The organism is Meiothermus cerbereus (genome assembly GCF_051297115.1).
GTDB classification, from domain to species: Bacteria; Deinococcota; Deinococci; order Deinococcales; family Thermaceae; genus Meiothermus; species Meiothermus cerbereus_A.
Genome location: NZ_JBEVAL010000051.1, coordinates 1 through 18331, shown reverse-complemented (window position 1 = coordinate 18331; position 18331 = coordinate 1). Strand labels below are relative to the sequence as shown.

The window sequence follows — 18331 nt, the reverse complement described above, 5'->3', positions numbered from 1 at the left end:
TCCTCGAACGCCAGCTTAGAAATCGTTCCCTCCGTGTCCCTGTCCATGTTTTTCAACTTTTGTCGTGTACTTAGAAACGTCCCTTCAAAGGCTCATACCCCGCATTGCCTACTCGACTAACAAACAAGCGTTTGGTTGGGCTAGAGTATACCGATGGGCCCTATATTATGTCAACGTTTTGTGGCCTTGCATGCAAAAAAACGTTATATTGCAGGCATTGCACAAAATGAAGTTTTTTTGTTACGCGAAGCCCACCCCCTCCGTTAAGTTGCGCCAGGGCAGATTGGCAAAACCAGCGGAATGAGTCAATGCATACCTGGCGCAATTCCTAAAGCGAACTTTCGGTACGGCATCTCGCATTTCGCTTATGGAGACACTTAGCCCTGGCCCTGCGTTGCTTTTGACCCACAGCCTCGAGCCCAGCCAGAAGAGGCTTGGAGCAACCTGGCGCCCCGATCCCCCGCTTCCCGCTTTGGGGCCAATGTGCTACACTTTTAGGGTTGCCTGGCTCGGCCCGGCAGGATTACTTTTCTGGCTCTAACCTGGCCAGTTTTTTGGAGGAAGCGATGAAACGCACTTGGCAACCCAACAAGCGTAAACGGGCCAAAACCCACGGTTTTCGCGCCCGGATGAAGACCGCCGAAGGCCGCAAAGTACTAGCCCGCCGCCGCGCTAAAGGCCGCGTGAAGCTGACCGTCAGCAGCGAGCCTCAGCTGCGCCGCTAGACCCAGGGCGTTTTCCTGGCTCCCCGATTCTGGGGAGTTTTTTTTCCCTGTGCGCAACATTAGCCATAAGACCTGGCCACGCATCCATGCCATTCTCTTCCCTCAAAGGTGAAAAAGCCTTCCAGCGCCTTCGTGGGGGACGCCTGGGGCGTGGAAAGTACCTGATGGTGCGCTGGTTCCCGCTACGACCCAACGCCTTCAATCCGGTGCGGGTGGGCATAGTGGTCTCCAATAAGGTGTCCAAAAAAGCTACCGTGCGCAACAAGATTCGCCGTCGCCTGCGGGAAATTTTGCGAAAAATGCACCTTCCGCCGTGCGAGATGGTGGTGGTGGCCCAGCCCGAGGCGGTGGGCGCGTCCTACTGGGATTTACTAAAGGATCTAACCCATGCCCTAAAAAAGAGCGGGCTGGTACAATGACACAGGTTGGTTTGCTCTATTGTGGAAACCCGGAGCGTCGGTCTGAGATGTTAAACCAGTTTCTAAAGGGCAGCGTGCGCTTTTATCGGCGCTTTATATCTCCATTGAAGCCGCCCACCTGCCGCTTCTACCCAACCTGCAGCCACTATGCACTGGAAGCGCTGGAGCGCCACGGGCCTTTTTGGGGCCTGTACCTGAGCCTCAAGCGTGTTCTTAAGTGCCACCCCCTGCACCCGGGTGGGTTGGATTATGTACCTAAGGAAAGGCCTCGAGTCCGCTGGAATCCCCTGGACTCGCTGAAGTAAAAGGAGCAACTGGATGAAACGCTGGTTCTGGATAAGTTTGGCTTTGATCGCCCTGGCCCCCGCCTTCGCCCTCACCCCCGAGTGGCGCGAGGTAGACGTCAACAAAGACGGCAAGCCCGAAAAAGTGGCCGTCACCAACCTGGCCGACATCGCCTTCAATGAACAGGGTCAGATTGTGGGTTGGTACATCAAAACTGTGCGCGCCACCGACTTCAAGGGCAACTACGACCGCGCTCCAAACCTGGTTCACTCGAGCCAGACCCTACCCGGAACCCTCGAGGGCTTCACCCCAAGCAGCCGCGAGTTTATCCGTCGGGAAGCAGGCAACCCCGATGCCGACTTCATCGCCCGCTTTAGCGACGGTAGCACCACTCTTACCTACACCGTCCACCCCCGCTTCCTGACCATCGACGTAGATGTGCAAAGCCCCACCCCTCGCAAGCTGGTCTGGGCCGGCATTGGCGGAACCGACACCCCCATCACCAAGTGGCTGGGGCAGGGCAATAAAGAACCCCTTAACGCAGGGCAAGGCCCGGCAGTGTACGTGGGCTGGCAGACCCAAAAGAGCGCGGGTTTTGCCATGTTTATCCGCCCCCAAACCCCCACCCCCATCACCCTCACCCAGCTCAATGGCGCAGGCATCGCAGAGATTAGCGTCCCGGCGGGCAACTTTAATCTCAAGGTATATGGCGGCGCCAACGAGCTGGTGCGTCTGAACGTGGAGAACTTCTATGAGCTGCCGGGGGTTTTCCAGCCCAACATCTGGGGCCAGATTTCGCTTGGCCTGCTGTGGCTGTTAGAAGAAGCCCACAAACTGGCCGGGGGTAGCTGGGTATTGGCAATTGTGCTGGTCACAATCTTGATTCGGATATTGTTTTGGCCCTTGATGCACCAGCAGTATAAGAGCATGGCCGAGATGCAAAAAATCCAGCCCCTGATGAAAAAAATTCAGGAGAAGTACAAAGACAACAAGGAAAAGCAGCAAGAAGAGATGATGAAGCTTTACCAGGAGCACAAGATCAACCCCCTGGGCGGCTGCTTTCCCTTACTTTTGCAGATGCCTATCCTATTCTTGATGTTCAAACTAATGTCGGGCTATGAGTTTGGTCAGGGTTTTCTTTGGGTTCCAGACCTGGCCTTGCCGGATCCGCTCTACATTCTTCCTATCATTTACATACTGGTCATTTTTTTGTCTACGCTTATGACCGCGGCAGGAAACAGGGATGCCATTCGGCAAGGGATAATAATCAATCTCGTTTTTGCTTTTATCCTTTTTAGTTTTCCTGCGGGCGTGAACTTATATTACACCTTGTTCACCATCCTGGGAGTAGGCCAGCAGTACTTGATAAATAAGCAACTTGGGATTGGAAAGCCTTTCGTAGCCAGCTAGTAGTTTAGATTTTTTACATCCAGCAATAGAAAAACCAACCGCACGATGTCAATCGTGCGGTTGGTTTGAAATAATTCTGTGTGAGGAGGTGAAAAAAATGGAAATCCTGATGGAACTTCTAGGGATTTACAACACTTTTCTTAGCAATTTCCTTTGGTAACGGCTGCTAGTCAGTATATATTTATTCGCCCCCAACTGGGGGCGTTTTTTGTCTATGCTTGGTAAGCTATAATCGGACGATTAGCTATGGATGACAAAAAGCGTGGACTCGATGATCTGTTATCCGACCTGGGGATTGGGGAAAACGAAAGCGCCCCCGAGGTCGTACTGAAGGAGGAAGAGGCCGCCCCACTCGTGACCCAGCCCAACCAGGCACAAGACCCCAAAAGCGTGCTCGAGCACTTTATGGTGGGATTGCTCTTGCGCTTAGACCCAGCCTATTCGGTGGAAATAGCCCAGGATGGCGAGCTGTTCCGGGTCGAGATTCTGGGAGGCGACTCGGGGCGGGTGATTGGGCGCGAGGGCAAAACCCTGCAAAGCCTCGAGTTCATTGTAAATGTGGCCATGGCCAAGCACTTCGGCCCGGCTTACCGGGTGGTGCTGGATGCGGCAGGTTACCGTCGCCGCAACGAAGAGCGCATCCGGCGGATGGCCTCCGACGCGGTGTTGCAGGTGGAGGTGAGCGGTCAGCCCATCGAACTGCCCCCCATGCGCCCCAGCGAGCGGCGCCTGATTCACGTGATGCTCAAACAGCACCCCAAAGTAACCACCACCTCGGTGGGCGAAGGGGAAGAACGCCATGTGGTGGTCTTACCGCGGGAGGCCAGCACACCCGAAAATGACCCCCAGGCCTAAGCGCTTTTTAGAGCTTCTGCAGGCTTTGCAACAGGAGCTGCTGGCTGCCGGGAAACCCGCCGTCGAAGCGCGCTGGCTGGTGGCCCACGCAGCCCAGCTAAGCGACCATGAGCTGGCCTTACGGCTTACAGAATCCGTGCCGCCGGACATAGAAGAAGCCGCCTGGGCCATGTTGCGCCTGCGGCTTTCGGGCTATCCCTTGCAGCTGCTGCTGGGCGAAGCCGAGTTTTATGGGCTCAAGCTCAGGGTAGAGCGCGGGGTTCTGATTCCCCGGCCCGAGACCGAAGGGCTGGTCGAACACGCCCTGGCCCACTTGCCGCTGGACAAACCGGCTCGTGTGCTGGATGTTGGCACCGGCAGCGGGGCCATCGCGCTGGCCATCAAGGCCATGCGGCCCCAGGCCACCGTCTGGGCCAGCGACATCAACCCCAAAGCCCTCGAGCTGGCCCGCAGAAACGCGCTGCAACTGGGGCTCGAGGTCACCTTCCTGGAAGCCCCCTTTACCGCCAACCTGCAGGGGCTGGATCTGATTGTCTCCAACCCCCCCTACCTGCCCGACAGCTACCGCGAAGAAGCCCCGCCCGAGCTGGCCTACGAAGATTCCACCGCCCTCTACGCCGGCCCGGATGGCCTGGAGGTGGCCCGCGAACTGCTACCCCAGGCCTGGAAGACCCTCAAACCTGGGGGCTGGCTGTGGCTGGAACTGGCCCCCGAAAACGTCTACACGCTGCTGGCCGAAGCCACCGCCCAGGGCTGGCTCGAGGCCCGGGTGCTACCTGACCTGACCCAGCGGCCCCGCTATCTGGTAGGCCAGAAGCCCGTCGAATCCCAGAACTTTGCGGATGCCTAAAGCAAGAGGCCCAGCAGAATCACTAAAAACCGCGATAGAATCTGAAATATGGACTTGCGTGTATACCTGCAGACCGCCCTCGATGCAGCCTATCTGGCCAAAGGCATTCACCAGTACTACCAGGAGAAGGGTTTTACCCTAAGCAGCAAGTCCACCCCCACAGACCTGGTTACTCAGGCCGACCACGAGTCGGAAGCGGCCATCCGAGAACTCATTGCCGCGCGCCACCCCGACCACGTGGTGCTGGGAGAGGAGCAGGGCCAGGACAGAGAAGGGGCTTTTCGCTGGATTGTAGACCCCCTGGATGGCACCGTAAACTACGCCCACGGTTTTCCCTTTTATGCGGTGAGTATCGGCCTCGAGGCCCACGGCGAGGTGGTGCTGGGAGTGATTCTCGATACCGCCCGGGGCGACCTATTCACCGCTACCAAGGGGGGCGGGGCCTTCATGAATGGCCGCCCCATCCGGGTTTCCCCTCGAGCCACCCTGGTGGGAAGCCTGCTGGCCACCGGCTTCCCCTATGACGTTAGCAAAGACACCGAAAACCTGGTCTACTTCCAGCGGGCCCTGACCAGAGGGCTTATGGTGCGGCGTCCCGGCGCTGCCGCCCTCGACCTGGCCTACGTGGCCGCCGGGCGTCTGGATGGTTTCTGGGAGGTGAAGCTCAACCCCTGGGATGTGGCCGCAGGCTGGCTCATCATCCGCGAGGCCGGGGGTACGGTTACGGGCATGGAGGGGGAGGCCTACCGGCTGGGCAACCGCTACCTGGTAGCCTCCAACGGCCTGATTCACCAGCCTCTGCTGGACACCATACACGGGCGATAGGGCTGGATAGAGCGCTCTTCACAAGAAGAGTGCAACATTCGAGGGCAGCCATCAAATAACCTTGCGCCCGATATCCCGCCGGTAAATGGCGTGCTCGAATCTGACCGCACCCACCCCCACATAGGCCCGCTCAATGGCTTGGCGCAGATCCTCACCAAGCCCCACCACACTCAGCACCCGGCCCCCGTTGGTGAGCAGGCCTTGCGGGCCTCTGCGGGTTCCAGCCTGAAAGTAAAGCACCTGCTCGGGGGGCCGCTGGGGCAGCGACAGCGGCAGGCCTTTATGGGGGTCGTCGGGGTAGCCCGGCGCAGCCATCACCACACAGGCCGAAGCCAGCGGATGCCAGTCCAGGGTCAGCTCGTGCAGGCGGCCCTCCACCACCGCCAGGGCCAGCTCCACCAGGTCGGTCTTGAGCAGGGGCAGAATGGCCTGGCACTCGGGGTCGCCAAAACGGGCGTTAAACTCCAGAACCTTGGGCCCATCGTCAGTGAGCATCAGGCCAGCGTAAATGACCCCCTTGTAGACGATCCCTTCAGCCCGCAGCCCATCCACCAGGGGTTTGAGCACCCGCTCGATAATCTCGGTCAGCAGGCCCGGCGCCAAAGGGTAGGGGCAGATAGCCCCCATGCCCCCGGTCATGGGGCCGGTATCGCCGTCGAGCAAGCGCTTGTGATCCTGGGAGGGCAGCAGGGGCTTGATGGTGATGCCGTCGGTTACGGCCAGCACAGTGACCTCGGAGCCGCTCAAAAACTCCTCGATTACGATTTCGGTGCGCTCTGGCCCCGAAAGAATGTTGGCTACGGCCTGCTTGGCCTGTTGCAGGCTGGTTGCCACCGTTACCCCTTTGCCCGCGGCCAGACCCGAGTCTTTGACCACGATGGGCGCCCCCACCCCCTCGAGGTAGGCCAGGGCGTCCAGTACGTCACTAAAACTCCTGTGCCGGGCCGTGGGAATGCCAAAGCGCTCCATCAGCCCCTTAGCAAAGGCCTTGGAGCCCTCGATCATGGCAGCCTGCTGGGTGGGCCCAAAAATTTTCAGGCCCCTGGCCAAAAACGCATCGGCGATTCCCTCCACCAACGGCGCTTCCGGCCCCACCAGGGTTAGCTCGATGCCTTCCTGGTCGGCCCACTCGGCCAACCCCTGCACGTCACCATCCCAGGGAATGCACTCGGCCAGCTCGGCCATACCAGGGTTGCCTGGTGCAGCGTACAGCTCGCTCACCAGCGGCGACTGCGCCACCTTCCAACACATCGCATGTTCCCGCCCGCCCGAACCAACGACCAATACTTTCACGGAGCTAAGAATAACAGGGGGCAGTGAACAGCGAATAGGGGCCTGCGAACCCACCCGAAGCTCGCTCTTTTTGCTGAGGGCCCCACCTGAGGCAGCGGTGGGGCAGCTTCGGGTTTGTGCTGCACAACACTTCAGTTGGGGTTGGCATCATACCTCCCCCCTCAGCACCATCCGCACCGCCTCGGGGTAGGCCAGGTGTTCTTGTTCCAGAATGCGGGCCGACAAGGTTTCCACGGTATCGCCTGGCAGTACCGGAACCCGGCGCTGCAACACGATGGGGCCGGTGTCCATACCGGCATCCACAAAGTGCACGGTGCAGCCCGTCTCGCTCACCCCCGCCTCGAGGGCCTGGCGCTGGGCGAAGAGGCCGGGAAACTGCGGCAAAAGCGAGGGGTGAATGTTGAGGATGCGCCCCTCCCAGGCTTGCACAAACTCCGGCGACAATAGGCGCATAAAGCCCGCCAGCAGAATCAGGTCTATGTGGTGGTCGCGCAGGAGTTGGCCCGCTACCTGCTCGAACTGAAAGCGCCCGGTAGTGCCGGCTGCACCTTGTGTACGGTTCCTGGGCCAGGGCACGTATTCGGCTTCTACCTGGGCCTCAACCGCTTTTTGCAGGGCCAAAGCTTCACGCCGATCGGAGATGACCAGCACGATGTGGCCCAGTGGGTTGTCGTGGGGAAAGGCTTTGAGCAAGGCTTCCAGATTGCTGCCGCGCCCCGAGGCCATAACGGCAATGCGGGCGGGTCGTCCCAGAGGAAAATGTTTCATCCGATAATCCTCCAGTTACGCGCCATCGCCAGTTGGCGCAGCCTGGGTTCGGGGTACACCACCACCGGCTGCTCGGCCAGCTCGAGCATCGGCAGGTCGGGCAAGCTGTCGCCATAAGCCGCGAAGAGCGCCTCTCCCTGCAAAAACTTGCCAAGGTGTTCGGCTTTATGAGCCCCCGAGCGCACTGGCCCCCGCAGCCGACCGGTAAAAACACCACCTTCGACCTCGAGGGGTGTGCCCAGGGCCTCCACCCCCTCCCCCAGCCGCCGCGCAAAGGCTTCCAGAATGGGCTGGAAGGTGGCCGAGCACAGCACCAGCCGCCGCCCTTCCTGCCGCAGCCTGAGCAATTCGTCCAGCACCTCGAGCCGTCGCTTGGGCCAGAGCTCGTTGGTAACCACCCACTCGCTCACGGCGGTTAGCTCGGCCTGCCCCAACCCCGCCAAAAGCCCTGCGGCCCCTTCCATAAAGCGATCCTGAAAGGCCCGCTTATCTGCCAGGCCCAGCCGTGCGGCCACAGCGCCCGGCAGGTTGCGATAGAAAAACCTCTGATACTCCCCCGCCCGCCCGTGCGCCTGCATCCAGGCGGCCATGCCCCGCCAGGTCTCGCCGGTGGTTAGGGTGCCTTCTAGGTCTGCCGCGATGGTGTTCATGGTTGCTGCTCAAAATACCATTTACTGGCCCCGGTGTCGCCGCTTATGGCGCCCTTGTCTTTGGCCGACAAGTACCCCGGAGGAGACTTTTGCTCAGGGCACGGTGGAGGTCTGGGGTTTATGACCTGTGGGCTCATAGGTAGCAATCACCACACCCGTAGTCGAAACCACGCTACCCACCAGCTTCAGGCCAACGGGCGGCGTACCCTCGCCAAAAAGCCGCTTGCCCTGGCCCAACACCACCGGATAGGTCTGGACGATGAGCCGATCCAAAAGGCACGCTTTCAGCAGCTGGGGGTAGAGCGTCGAGCTTCCCTGCACCAGCAGGTCGGGGCCTTCGGTGGCCTTGAGTTCTCGAAGGGCATCCAGGTTGGGCAAGCGGTGGCTGTTGTGCCACGTGGGGGTCAGGTCGCGGCTCGAGAGCACATACTTGGCCGTAGGGTTGAACCGGGCTGCAATGTGGTTCTCCGGGGGCATCTGGGGCCAGTATGGGGCAAAAATCTCGTAGGTCTTGCGCCCCAGCAGCAGCGCATAGGGCGCACCCAGCAGATAGCCCTGCACGGCCTCACGCGTGATGTCGTCGGAATACGCCCAGATCCAGCCGCCGAGTTCAAACCCCCCGCTGCAATCCTCCTCTGGCCCTCCAGGGGCTTGCATCACACCGTCCAGCGATACAAACACCGCACCGATAATCTTTCGCATTTCTGCATGCTACTTCAGGAGAATACGGCGCACGGTGCGCCGTATTCTGGTTGTGTTTACCGGAATCACGTTCTAGTTGAGCCTGAACGAGTAGTAGGTGCACCGGCCCGTCCACACCGTGATGGGCCCCTTGCTGCGGCTGGGGTCGGGGGCGTTGACCTTTACGGTTACACGGCAATTGTCGGTGCCCAGCCCAGCATTGTAGACGTTGTATAAGTCGAAAACGTTGCTCGTAGAAGCGTTATCGGCGCGGAGCACTTTGTCAAAGCCTGGGCCACTCACGTAGAGCTTCCAGTCGTAGGTCAGGGCTTCGTTGCTGGGGTTTTCCACGGTAATCCCGCCGTAGTAGCGGGTAGGGGTAGGCCCAATGCGGAGGGTACAACCTATATCGCTCAAGACAATGGTGCTGCCGCCCGCTACCTTTACGCTCGTGCAGATGCGGAACAGCCCACCTGAGTACTCCCTCGAGTACACCCCGTAGTCGGTAATTCTGGGATAGGGGTTGACAGGCGGCTCCAGGACATTCAGGTTGAGGGTTTGCGCGGCGGTAGCTCCCTCGCTATCCTGGGTAGTGACACGAACCTGGCGGGTGCCGGTTGCACCAAAGGTAACCGAAACCGAGCAGCCCGTACTGGTCGAAAGCGTGTCGGGGGCGTCTACCGACCAGTTGGTTTTGCTGCATAGCTGGTTGGTATCGGCTTCGTTGGGGTCGGTAATGAGGGCCGTGATGGGGTAGGCCTCGCCCTGGCGGGGGGTGCCGCCGTATTGCAGGGTCAGGGTGGGCGGGGTGTTGGTCACGTTAACCACAAAACTGCTGCTGGCCTGGCTGCTGCCGTACCGGGCCAGGAGTGTCAGCGTCCTGCTGCCCACCGTGGTGAAGGTGCGCTTGAGCTCAGGGCCGAACAGGCTGTTGCGGTCGGTGCTCCAGCTGCCATTAAAGAGGGTGCCGTCCAGGTTTGAGGTCACGGTTAGGTCAACGCTCTTGGCAACAGGGTGGGTCACGCTAAAGAACTGGGCCAGGTTGGTCTCGACGCGCAGCTGCACCGTAGCAGGGTTGGTCTTGATGGTGATTTTAGGCGCTTCGGAGCTGCCTGGCGCGGCTTGCTCTCGCTTCCAGGCCTCACTGCGGCGAGCATCGAAGTTCAGCACGCTCAGGGAGTTGAAGATGCTGCTTACGTAATCGGCAGGGACGTAGTAAAAACCACCATCGCCTGCGCCACAGCCCCAGGAGTTCTTGACGATGAAATACCCACCCCCGCCAATGTTGGGGGTTTTGCCGAACTCGCTCATATCCTGGTTGGACAAAAAGCCCACAATCTGTACGGCGTGGCCGCCATAAGAACCACTGACCTCTTTACCCTTGTCGAGCATGGTCTTGCTGTAGTTGCTCACCACACCGTCGCTCTTCACATCGTCCATGAAGCCTTTGTAGACCGGGAACGAGGCCAGCAGCACGTAGCCCTGCGAAAGGTAGTTGCGCAAGCGGTTGAGGTCGAAGGTGTCGCCATTTTTCCAGACCTGGATGGTGCGCGAAGAAGCCACCCCCGGCCCGCCAAAGGTAGCCTTGGCGTAGCCACAAAAGGTAAATATAAAGGTGGTGCAGACCCGGCGGCTCTGGTGGGCAGTATCGGAGCAGGTGCCGGTATAGCCATTGCAGCTATTGGCGTACGAGCCACTATCACCATCCTTGACGCTGGGACGGCTATTGGCTCCGTTGTAGGTCCAGCCCCCCTCGCCGGGAAAGCTCTGGCCCTTGTTTACCGCGGTCTCGAGGGCCTTTTCCGACCAGTAACCGTCGGTGTAGTCGCTGGAGTCCCAGTCCTGCTTGACCTTGTTGACCAAAAACTGCTCGGAAAGGTCGGCTGGGTTGTTGTTTTGCACCCGCTCGCGGCTTTCCACTGCTCCAATGGCGGTAAAGGCCCAGCAGGTACCGCGTTTGGCCTGGTTCTTAACCGGGCTGATAAAGTTTTTCAGGGGAAACCAGAAGCGCTTAACCAGGTTGGTGGAATTGCAGGGGCCGTTGTTGTCGGTGCCGTTGCCTGGGTTGATGGCCTGGGGTTGAATGCCTCCCATGGGCTCGAGCCGGGCCGTGCGCAGGCTGGCCGGCTGGCTTCCGAGCAGCTCGTTGAGCTGATGGAGGGCCGCTTTAATCTCGGCCAACGGCTTCCCCTTTAGGCTATCGGGGCTGGGGGCGCGGGGTTTGAGGTCTTCGGGCAGGAGCGCATAGCTCAAGGCGTAGTCGTCCAGGGCGTTGTCCACGCTCTGCGCGCGCTGGTGCACCTCGACAGCGTTGCGCAGCTGGGTTCCGAGGCCAAACAGCACCACCGAAGCTCCATCCGGCCCACTTACTGGGCGGTCGCCCTCGAATCCAGGGCTGCCCGCGGCCTCGGCAAGCAGGGCGGCGGTGTTGGGGTCCGGGTTAGAGATGCCGCTCAGGAAGCGCTTGTCGTTTTGGTACTGGGCTTCTCGAGCCTGCCTGGCCGCAGCAATAGAAGCCGTACTGGAGAGCGCCAGTTCGCCCGAGGCAATGCCCTTCTGGAACTCCTCCGGGCTTACCATCTGGGCATCGGCAGGAAGGCCTTCCTTCCAGGCGTTGGCCTCGCTGAACAGATTGGGATCGGGCTTGCTTCCACCAGGTGAACAGGCGCCCAATGCAGCCATCAGGATAACAAGTATTCCAAACCACTTATATGCTTTCATCTAATTCCTCCTCTCTGCTAAAACGCTGGCGAGCTCGAGCCCGCAGGTTCCACAAAATCGCGCATATGGGGAGGTGAAGCGGGCCCCGCAGCGGGGACAGGCCTCGAGCAGCCGCTCCCCGTCGTTGAGGCAGTAGCGCTCCGGCGAGCCAAGCGTAACGGCGCGGTTGCAGTACGGGCAAATGCGATAAAAGACAGCAGGTTTCTCTTCCACATACTCACTTCCTTTCTTTGGCCCCACCGGGGGGCTGGTTGGCGGCGGCCATGCCCAGGGTGGGCGTGGTTCCCCTGAGGCTGTAGCCAACCCCCGCCGAGAGGGGCAGGTAGGTCTTGCCGTTCACCACAATGCTGTAGGTAGTACCCGCAGCCCAGCCAAGGCCGGCCAGCCATAGCAGCGCCAGGTTGTGCAATCTGGGGTCGAACATGGTTGCTCCTTTCGACCCTCAGGGTGCTTTAAGGTTGGTTAGATTTCGGTCAGAATTAGTCGGGGTTTTGCCGAAAAGCCAACGGCCCTCACCGCCGCAGGGGGTCATCGTCCGGGCGCACGCTACAGCCCCCGCCTGCCCGCAAAGCACACACTGCACCTGGACATCAGGTCGTGAGGAAGCTCTGCCAGCGCACCGGCAGGGTCTCGCCCACCTCGAGCATCCATCCCCGGACCTCCTGATAGAGCCGATCCAGGCTCTTGTGGTTCCCACACCGCCGCAGGGCCTGTAGGGTCAGGCGCAAAGCCTCGAGGTCGTAGGGGTCGGCCTCCAGCAGGATTCTGCCCAGCCGGGCGGCCTCCCGGGGCTCCGCCTCGAGCAAAGCCTGAGCGCTACTGTGCAGGGCCAGATAGACCGACTCACGCACAGTTTCGTACAAGGAGGGAAGCCCCCCCAGGTAAACCTCCCGCCACAAGCGGGCCTCACCGGTACGCAAAAACTCCTCCAGGTCGGAGTCAACCGCCGCGCCCAGGGCATAGCCCGAGGGGGTGGTTGCCACAACCCAGGCCCCCAGGCTCGAGCGCACCGTATGAATGAGCTCCTTAAGTGAGGAAGCCGCCTTCTCCTCATTCTCGCCGGGGTAGAGGCTGTCCAGGAGCTCGAGCTTATCCATCTCGCCCCGCCCAGCCACCCGCGCCTCGAGCAAGGCCGCCAGCAGCTCCTTGCGTTTCTGGCCCCGCACTGCCTCGCTTCTGCCCTCCAGCCTCCACTGCATGGGCCCCAGCACCTCCAGGCGGAGCAGGGCCGGGGTTGGACTGGCCGGGGGCTGCCCTTCGAGCTGGGGGAAGTAGCGGCGGGCCAGGTAGGCTCCGTTCTGCAGGCCACGGGCCTCGAACCAGGCCAAATGGACACGGGCGCTTTCGAGGTTAGCGGTGATACGGTCGAGCTCGAGGCCGATGCGTTCGGCATACACCTGCCAATCCGAACCCGAGGCCAGTTGATAGGCCTCCTGCAGGCAGCTTCGGGCCGCTTCGCGCTGGCCCAGTTCGGCCAGGGCCAGCCCTTTGGCCGTCAGGGCCTGGTACTGTGGTTGCTTAATTCCAAACCCCTGGGCCATCGCCAGGCATTCCTCGGCTGTTTCCAGGCCCCGTGCAGCCCGTCCCAAGCGGGTCTCTACTTTGGAAAGCTGGCACAGTGCCATAAACAGCTTGCTGCCGCCAAAGGGCCTGGCAAGCTGCACGGCGTGTTCGGCGTGTTTGAGGGCCAGGGCGTTGCCGTAGGTGGGCTGCCAGTCCAGGTAGAGGTTGCTGAGCTGGATCTCACAGGTAATCAGGAAGCTCGAGGCATCGCTTCGCAGCAGGATTTCCCGGCTCTCGCCAAAGGCTTCCTCGGCCTGCTCGTACTGGCCCATCTCGTGCAGAATGCGGGCTTTTTTAGTGAGGGTGCTGGCGTAATGGCGGCTGATTCCCGCCTGGGCATACAGGCGCAGGGCCTCTTCGGTATCGGCCAGCATCTCGGCTTCACGGCTGAGTTCCTCCAGCACCATGGCCCGGTTGTGCAAGGTGGAGGCCGTATAGGCCGGTTTGCCGGCGCTGCGGGCGGCCTCTACCGCCTGGTTGAATATCGAGAGGGCGGCCTCGAGGTCGTCCTGGTAGAAACGCGCCAGCCCGCAAACCGTGAGCAGCCGCGCCTGATTTAGCGGGGCGCATTGGGAATTCAAGGCTGCTCTGGCGATGGCTTCGGCCCCGGTGTGGTTGCCCTGTAGGGTGCGGGCAAAGCCAATGTGATAAGCCAGCTTGGGGTCGGGGTCGGTGTGCAGTTCCGGCTGGGCTTCCCATTGCTGCAGCACACCTTTGTAGTCCCCCAGGGCAAACTGCAGGGCAATCCGCCGCTTGGCCCAATCCAACGGGGTTTTCTCGCGGTCCGGGAAGCGCCCTAGCAGCCGCTCCACCTCGCGCGAGTCACCCTGATCGGCATAGCAGCCCGCCAACAGGAAAAGGGCCTCGGGATGGTTGGGCTGGTCCTCCAGCACCCACCGCAGCAGCCGCATGGCTTCCGGGCGGTCGGCGCTTTCCAGAACCTGGGCCGCCGCAAGCGCCAGCGCGGTGCGCTCTGGAGCGGGTGCATAAAGGGCTGCCTTGGCCCACAGCCGCGCAGCCTGTAGCTCATCGCCTTGCTGCTGAGCCGCCTCGGCAGCACCTTGCAGGCGGGCCAGAATTTCTTCGGTTTGCAGTCCGGCTCCCTCGAGGTAGCGCGCGGCAGCCAGCGGTTGGTGGGCCAGGGCCTCGAGCGCCCTTTGGGCATACCCACGCTGGGCTTGCGGTGGCAGAGCCCGCAAAGCCACTTCCTGGTAGAGCGGGTGGGCAAATTCCTCGCCCCGAAATATGCCCTGCCGCCTTAAAGCCGTCTGGGCGGCGTGCAATTCTTCGGGCGAAAGCCCGGCTACCCTGGCCCACACGGCGGGGTCGGCCCCTAGCCCCAGGAGGGCCTTGCTTTCCAGGGTCTGGCGCAGGGTGGGAGCATGCGCGGCCTGGTGCAGCCACTGCTCCAGAAGCGCCTCCACCGTATGGGGTAGGGTGCCGGCCTGGGGAGGCCGCCAGTGCCACTGCCGCCCATCGCTCCACAAAAAGCCCTGCCGGGCCAGATAGCGCAGATACTCCAGGCTAAAGAGGGGGTTGCCCTGGGCGTGCTCATAAATCCAGGCCAGGGCTTCGCCGGGCAACGGACTTCCCAGCGTGGCCTCGAGCATGGCCTGCGCGGCTTGGGGAGAGAGGGGCACCAGGCGATGCGCCTCAAAGGGCTCGGGGGGTGCGCTGCGGCTGGTAACCAGCAAGGCCACACCCCTGGTTCGCAAGGCAATGGCAGCCAGGGCCTGAATCCACTCGAGGCCCTCCGGGCCGACCTCGTGGATGTCTTCCAGGTGCAGCACCACCGGAGCCAGCGCAGCCAGCAAGGCGCCCAGCGCCTCTGCCGTTCTTGGACCGTCCAGCGCTTCACCTTTTTGCAGCCGGAGCAGCAGGGGTTCGACCCAGGCAGGAAGCCTATCCGGGTGGGGCAGGCCGCGTACCAGTGCGCCCAGCGGCGTTAGGGCATGAAAGCCAAAACTGCGGCAAGGGGTCTCCCGCAAAAGCTGCTGGGCCAGGTGGCTCTTGCCAACACCCGGCTCGCCCCACAGGGCCAGGGCCAGCCCGGCCCGCTTGAGCACGACACTCTTGAGGCGCGGGCGTAACAAGGCGGTGAGCTCCACCTGGGTATCCGTAGTCTCCAGTCTAGCCATGACCCAGATTCCAGGCTAGCGGAACCCGCGTTATATCGGCGTTACCCCACCCAAAAACAATCCTCTGCGCTTGCAGAGGATTCTTGCTTAGAGGTGTTATTGTGGGCATCTGTTCACCGGCTCAACCGCTCATCCTTGCTGCCGGTGTCGTTGTACTTGCCCACCCGCTGCAACAGCTTCCCGGCCTGCTCCGTCTCAGGCACCCCCAGCAATTGCAGGCGAAATTTGGACACGGCTCGAGGATAGTCCAAACCGCGTTACGAAGCCGTTATGGTACAGGTGCCTACGCGCCCATGCCCGAGAACTGCCGAAGCCCCCTGCGCCACAACCAGCGGTTGATCAACCAGAAGACCCCGAACCAGATCCCCAACACCAAAAAGCCCTGGCCCACGCTACCGGGCAGGGGCAGCCCGGCAAACAAGGCTGCCGGGAAGTAGACCAGGTAAGGAAAGGGGGTGAGCAGGGCAAAGTTGCGCACCGCCTCGGGAAACACCGAAAGCGGGGCAATAAGCCCTGATAAAAACAGGTAGGCCACGAACCACAGCTCCTCCACCGCTGCGCCCCGCTCGGTCCAAAAACAGAGCATGGCAAAGGTGTACTGCATCAAGAAGCGCAACAGGAAGGCTGTTAGCGAGGCCACCAGGCCCAGGAGCACACCCTCGAGCTCCGGCACAAAACGGGCCTGCGGATAGACCAGCAAAAAAATAGCCACAATCAGAAGGCCAAAGGGCAGCCGGGTCAGGCGCTCGGCCAGGTGCTGCATCAGGTGATCCCAGACCGGGTCTATGGGCTTCAAAAGCTTGAACGACAGGCGCCCCTGTACTACGTCCTCCTGGAACTCCCAGATCACCCAGATGATGGTGAGTTGGCGTACCAGGAAGACGCTCAAAAAGTAGCGGGCAAACTCCGGGGCCGAAAGCGCGAAGCTGCCCCCCTCGGCGGCCTGGGTCCAGACCCCCATCAGAATCAGGGGCAGCATGGCCGAGAGGGCCCATAAGAGCACCTCGGCGCGGTATTCCAGGAAGTAGGCATACCAGGCGGCCAGCAGGGCGCGGAGCTTGCGTAGCACCCCTTTAGTTTATGCCAGGGGCCCGAGAAGGTCGCGCCGCCCATTGGATCCACAGCGCTGCACAGCGGGTGGCACATACCCAAGTACAACAGCCGCTGTACGGGGTATCGGCGGGCCCCAGGCTCACTTGCAACGCAGCACCAGCACCGGCTTATCCGAACGGTGCAGCACGGCCTCGGTTACTGAGCCCAGCATAAAGCGATCCAGCCCGCTACGCCCGTGGGTTCCCATCACGATCAGGTCATGGTCTTTGGCCTCGGCCAGAATGGCCTCCACCGGCCTGGCCTCTACCAGTTTGGTCTCGACTTCTATCCCGGCAGCCTGGGCCAGCTCGCGGGCTTTGCTCAGGGCCTCGTTCCCCACCCGCTTGAGGTCTTCGATCAGTTCCAGGCCGTAGGGGACGCTTTCAGGGCTAATCCACAGGCTCGAGCTGATGTTCTCCACAACATACAAGAATGTCACCTGGGCTCCCATGCTCCTGGCAACTCCCAGGCCTTCGCGAATTGCGGTCTGGCTGCAGCTACTGCCGTCGGTGGGCATCAGGATTTTTTTGTACATTGAACTCTCCCTTTCTTGTTGCTTCTAATCTAAATCTTGCCGGTTGGGACGAAAGCCCCTAGGTTTGTAACGCCCCAACCCTGCCATGTAACGCCCCCACTCTCAAGAAAAAAAGCGATTGTTATAGAACATTCTGGCTCGAGGCCCGTCAAGCACAAACAAGCAAAATTAATGTAACAGCCCTGTGGTTATTAAGCCGAGCCCAGCAAGCAAACCCGCCTACAATCGCAATTGCCTATGACCTTTCCCGAACTACTTGCCAGCTTGGTTGCTAAAGGGGTTTCCGACATTCATATGCACGCGGGTCTGCCCATCATGGCCCGGCTCCACGGCAAACTCACCCCCATTACCCAAAGTCCGCTTACCCCCCAGTACACCGAAGCGCTTGTTGACATGATGTGCAACGAGCGGCAGAAGGCCACCTTTGCCGAGCGCAGCCAGGTAGACCTGGCCTATGCCGTGCCGGGCGTGGCCCGCTTCAGGGTCAACCTATTTCGCCAGCGAGGCTCGGTAAGCTGCGTAATGCGGGTGGTCAACTCCGACGAGCATAAGCTCCGGATAGTCTCACTGCCCCAAGAAACCATCAACTACTTCCGCGATAAGGAAAAAGGCCTGGTGCTGGTAACCGGCCCCACCGGCTCGGGCAAGTCCACCACCCTGGCCCGCATCATCGACGAAATCAACCAGCACCACTCCAAGATGATCGTAACCCTGGAAGACCCCATCGAGTACCTGCACCGCAGCAAAAAATCCATTGTGGTACAGCGGGAAATTGGGCAGGATGCCCCCAGCTTCAAGGATGGGCTGGTGGCGGCCATGCGCCAGGACCCTGACGTGATCATGATCGGCGAGATTCGCGACCATGCCACCGCGGCGGCAGCCCTGGAAGCGGCCCAGACCGGCCACCTGGTCTTCTCTACCCTGCACACCCTCGACACCGTGCGTACCGTCAACCGCGTGCTCGACCTCTTCCCCCCCCACGAGCGGGAGGTGGCCCGCATCCTCTTTGCCGAGTCGCTGGTGGGAATTGTCTCCCAGCGCCTGCTGCCCAACAAGCAAGGTGGGCGGGTCTGTGCGATGGAGATTCTCAAGGGCAACCTGCGCATCCGCGACCTGATCAAAGACCCCGATCGCACCAACGAAATTTACGAGGCCCTCAAGGACTCTTCGCTGGATGGTATGCAGACCTTCGACGATCACCTGGCCGAGCTCTACGCCCGCGACCAGATTGATCTGGAAACCGCCCTGGCCCACGCCACCAGCGCCCAGTACGTCAAGGTGAAGGCCCTGCAAATCAATGCCGCCCGCCAGACCCTCATTGATGAGTCGGTCGCGCGGCAGGGCAACTGATGGCACCTCGAGCAGGGGTGGCGTACGTATTTTCTCTGCGTCTGGAGGCAAATAATTTGCCCAGTACAACAAAAACGTTGTACTGGGCTTTTTGAACTCGCTTAACTCGGCTGCCTAAGTACACGACAAAAGTTGAAAAACATGGACAGGGACACGGAGGGAACGATTTCT

The 18331-nt window shown here is 60.9% G+C and carries 18 protein-coding genes; 8 read left to right on the top strand and 10 right to left on the bottom strand.

Going from position 1 to position 18331, the window contains the following annotated elements:
- Positions 1 to 566 precede the first annotated feature (566 nt).
- The 7 genes from rpmH (at position 567) to ABWU19_RS10605 (ending at position 5369) form a co-directional block, all read left to right on the top strand.
- Positions 567 to 725, top strand: coding sequence for a 50S ribosomal protein L34 (gene rpmH, locus ABWU19_RS10635; RefSeq protein WP_435901662.1), 159 nt, complete (start codon positions 567 to 569; stop codon positions 723 to 725).
- A gap of 86 nt (positions 726 to 811) precedes the next feature.
- A complete protein-coding gene (rnpA, locus tag ABWU19_RS10630; RefSeq protein ID WP_435901661.1) occupies positions 812 to 1144 on the top strand; it encodes a ribonuclease P protein component in 333 nt (110 codons plus the stop codon).
- 47 nt (positions 1145 to 1191) lie between these two features.
- Positions 1192 to 1449, top strand: a complete 258-nt coding sequence (yidD, locus tag ABWU19_RS10625; protein WP_435901660.1) for a membrane protein insertion efficiency factor YidD — start codon at positions 1192 to 1194, stop codon at positions 1447 to 1449.
- Positions 1450 to 1462: 13 nt separating this feature from the next.
- Positions 1463 to 2839 carry a YidC/Oxa1 family membrane protein insertase gene (locus ABWU19_RS10620; RefSeq protein ID WP_027877057.1) on the top strand — a complete coding sequence of 459 codons (1377 nt, stop codon included), beginning with the start codon at positions 1463 to 1465 and terminating at the stop codon, positions 2837 to 2839.
- Between the two features lie 246 nt (positions 2840 to 3085).
- A complete protein-coding gene (locus ABWU19_RS10615) occupies positions 3086 to 3694 on the top strand; it encodes a protein jag (RefSeq protein WP_027877058.1) in 609 nt (202 codons plus the stop codon).
- Entirely contained in the window at positions 3678 to 4544 is an 867-nt protein-coding gene (prmC, locus tag ABWU19_RS10610; RefSeq protein ID WP_435901659.1) for a peptide chain release factor N(5)-glutamine methyltransferase, read from the top strand. Before ABWU19_RS10615 ends, prmC begins: the two co-directional genes overlap by 17 nt.
- A gap of 48 nt (positions 4545 to 4592) precedes the next feature.
- Positions 4593 to 5369, top strand: coding sequence for an inositol monophosphatase family protein (locus ABWU19_RS10605; protein WP_027877060.1), 777 nt, complete (start codon positions 4593 to 4595; stop codon positions 5367 to 5369).
- Positions 5370 to 5420: 51 nt separating this feature from the next.
- Here the strand turns inward: ABWU19_RS10605 and purD are convergent, their stop codons facing one another.
- The 10 genes from purD to ABWU19_RS10555 form a co-directional block, all read right to left on the bottom strand.
- Positions 5421 to 6662: a phosphoribosylamine--glycine ligase gene (gene purD / locus ABWU19_RS10600; protein WP_027877061.1), complete on the bottom strand. Its 1242-nt coding sequence runs from the start codon at positions 6660 to 6662 to the stop codon at positions 5421 to 5423.
- Positions 6663 to 6809: 147 nt separating this feature from the next.
- Positions 6810 to 7430: a phosphoribosylglycinamide formyltransferase gene (gene purN / locus ABWU19_RS10595; protein WP_027877062.1), complete on the bottom strand. Its 621-nt coding sequence runs from the start codon at positions 7428 to 7430 to the stop codon at positions 6810 to 6812.
- Positions 7427 to 8080: an HAD family hydrolase gene (locus tag ABWU19_RS10590; protein ID WP_435901658.1), complete on the bottom strand. Its 654-nt coding sequence runs from the start codon at positions 8078 to 8080 to the stop codon at positions 7427 to 7429. Before ABWU19_RS10590 ends, purN begins: the two co-directional genes overlap by 4 nt.
- Before the next feature lie 93 nt (positions 8081 to 8173).
- Entirely contained in the window at positions 8174 to 8782 is a 609-nt protein-coding gene (locus ABWU19_RS10585) for a dihydrofolate reductase family protein (RefSeq protein ID WP_435901657.1), read from the bottom strand.
- 72 nt (positions 8783 to 8854) lie between these two features.
- Entirely contained in the window at positions 8855 to 11482 is a 2628-nt protein-coding gene (locus ABWU19_RS10580; RefSeq protein ID WP_435901656.1) for a C1 family peptidase, read from the bottom strand.
- Positions 11483 to 11695: a double zinc ribbon domain-containing protein gene (locus tag ABWU19_RS10575; RefSeq protein WP_435901655.1), complete on the bottom strand. Its 213-nt coding sequence runs from the start codon at positions 11693 to 11695 to the stop codon at positions 11483 to 11485.
- A 4-nt stretch (positions 11696 to 11699) separates the two neighbouring features.
- Positions 11700 to 11906, bottom strand: coding sequence for a hypothetical protein (locus tag ABWU19_RS10570; RefSeq protein WP_435901654.1), 207 nt, complete (start codon positions 11904 to 11906; stop codon positions 11700 to 11702).
- A gap of 166 nt (positions 11907 to 12072) precedes the next feature.
- On the bottom strand, positions 12073 to 15183 hold the full coding sequence (locus tag ABWU19_RS10565) for a tetratricopeptide repeat protein (RefSeq protein ID WP_435901653.1): 3111 nt from the start codon (positions 15181 to 15183) through the stop codon (positions 12073 to 12075).
- Positions 15184 to 15466: 283 nt separating this feature from the next.
- Entirely contained in the window at positions 15467 to 16252 is a 786-nt protein-coding gene (locus ABWU19_RS10560) for an ABC transporter permease (protein WP_435901652.1), read from the bottom strand.
- A gap of 123 nt (positions 16253 to 16375) precedes the next feature.
- On the bottom strand, positions 16376 to 16810 hold the full coding sequence (locus tag ABWU19_RS10555) for a universal stress protein (protein ID WP_435901651.1): 435 nt from the start codon (positions 16808 to 16810) through the stop codon (positions 16376 to 16378).
- Positions 16811 to 17047: 237 nt separating this feature from the next.
- Between ABWU19_RS10555 and ABWU19_RS10550 the strand changes: the two genes are divergently transcribed.
- The gene (locus tag ABWU19_RS10550; protein WP_435901650.1) at positions 17048 to 18160 is read left to right on the top strand and encodes a type IV pilus twitching motility protein PilT; all 1113 of its coding nucleotides are present in this window, start codon (positions 17048 to 17050) and stop codon (positions 18158 to 18160) included.
- Positions 18161 to 18331 lie beyond the last annotated feature (171 nt).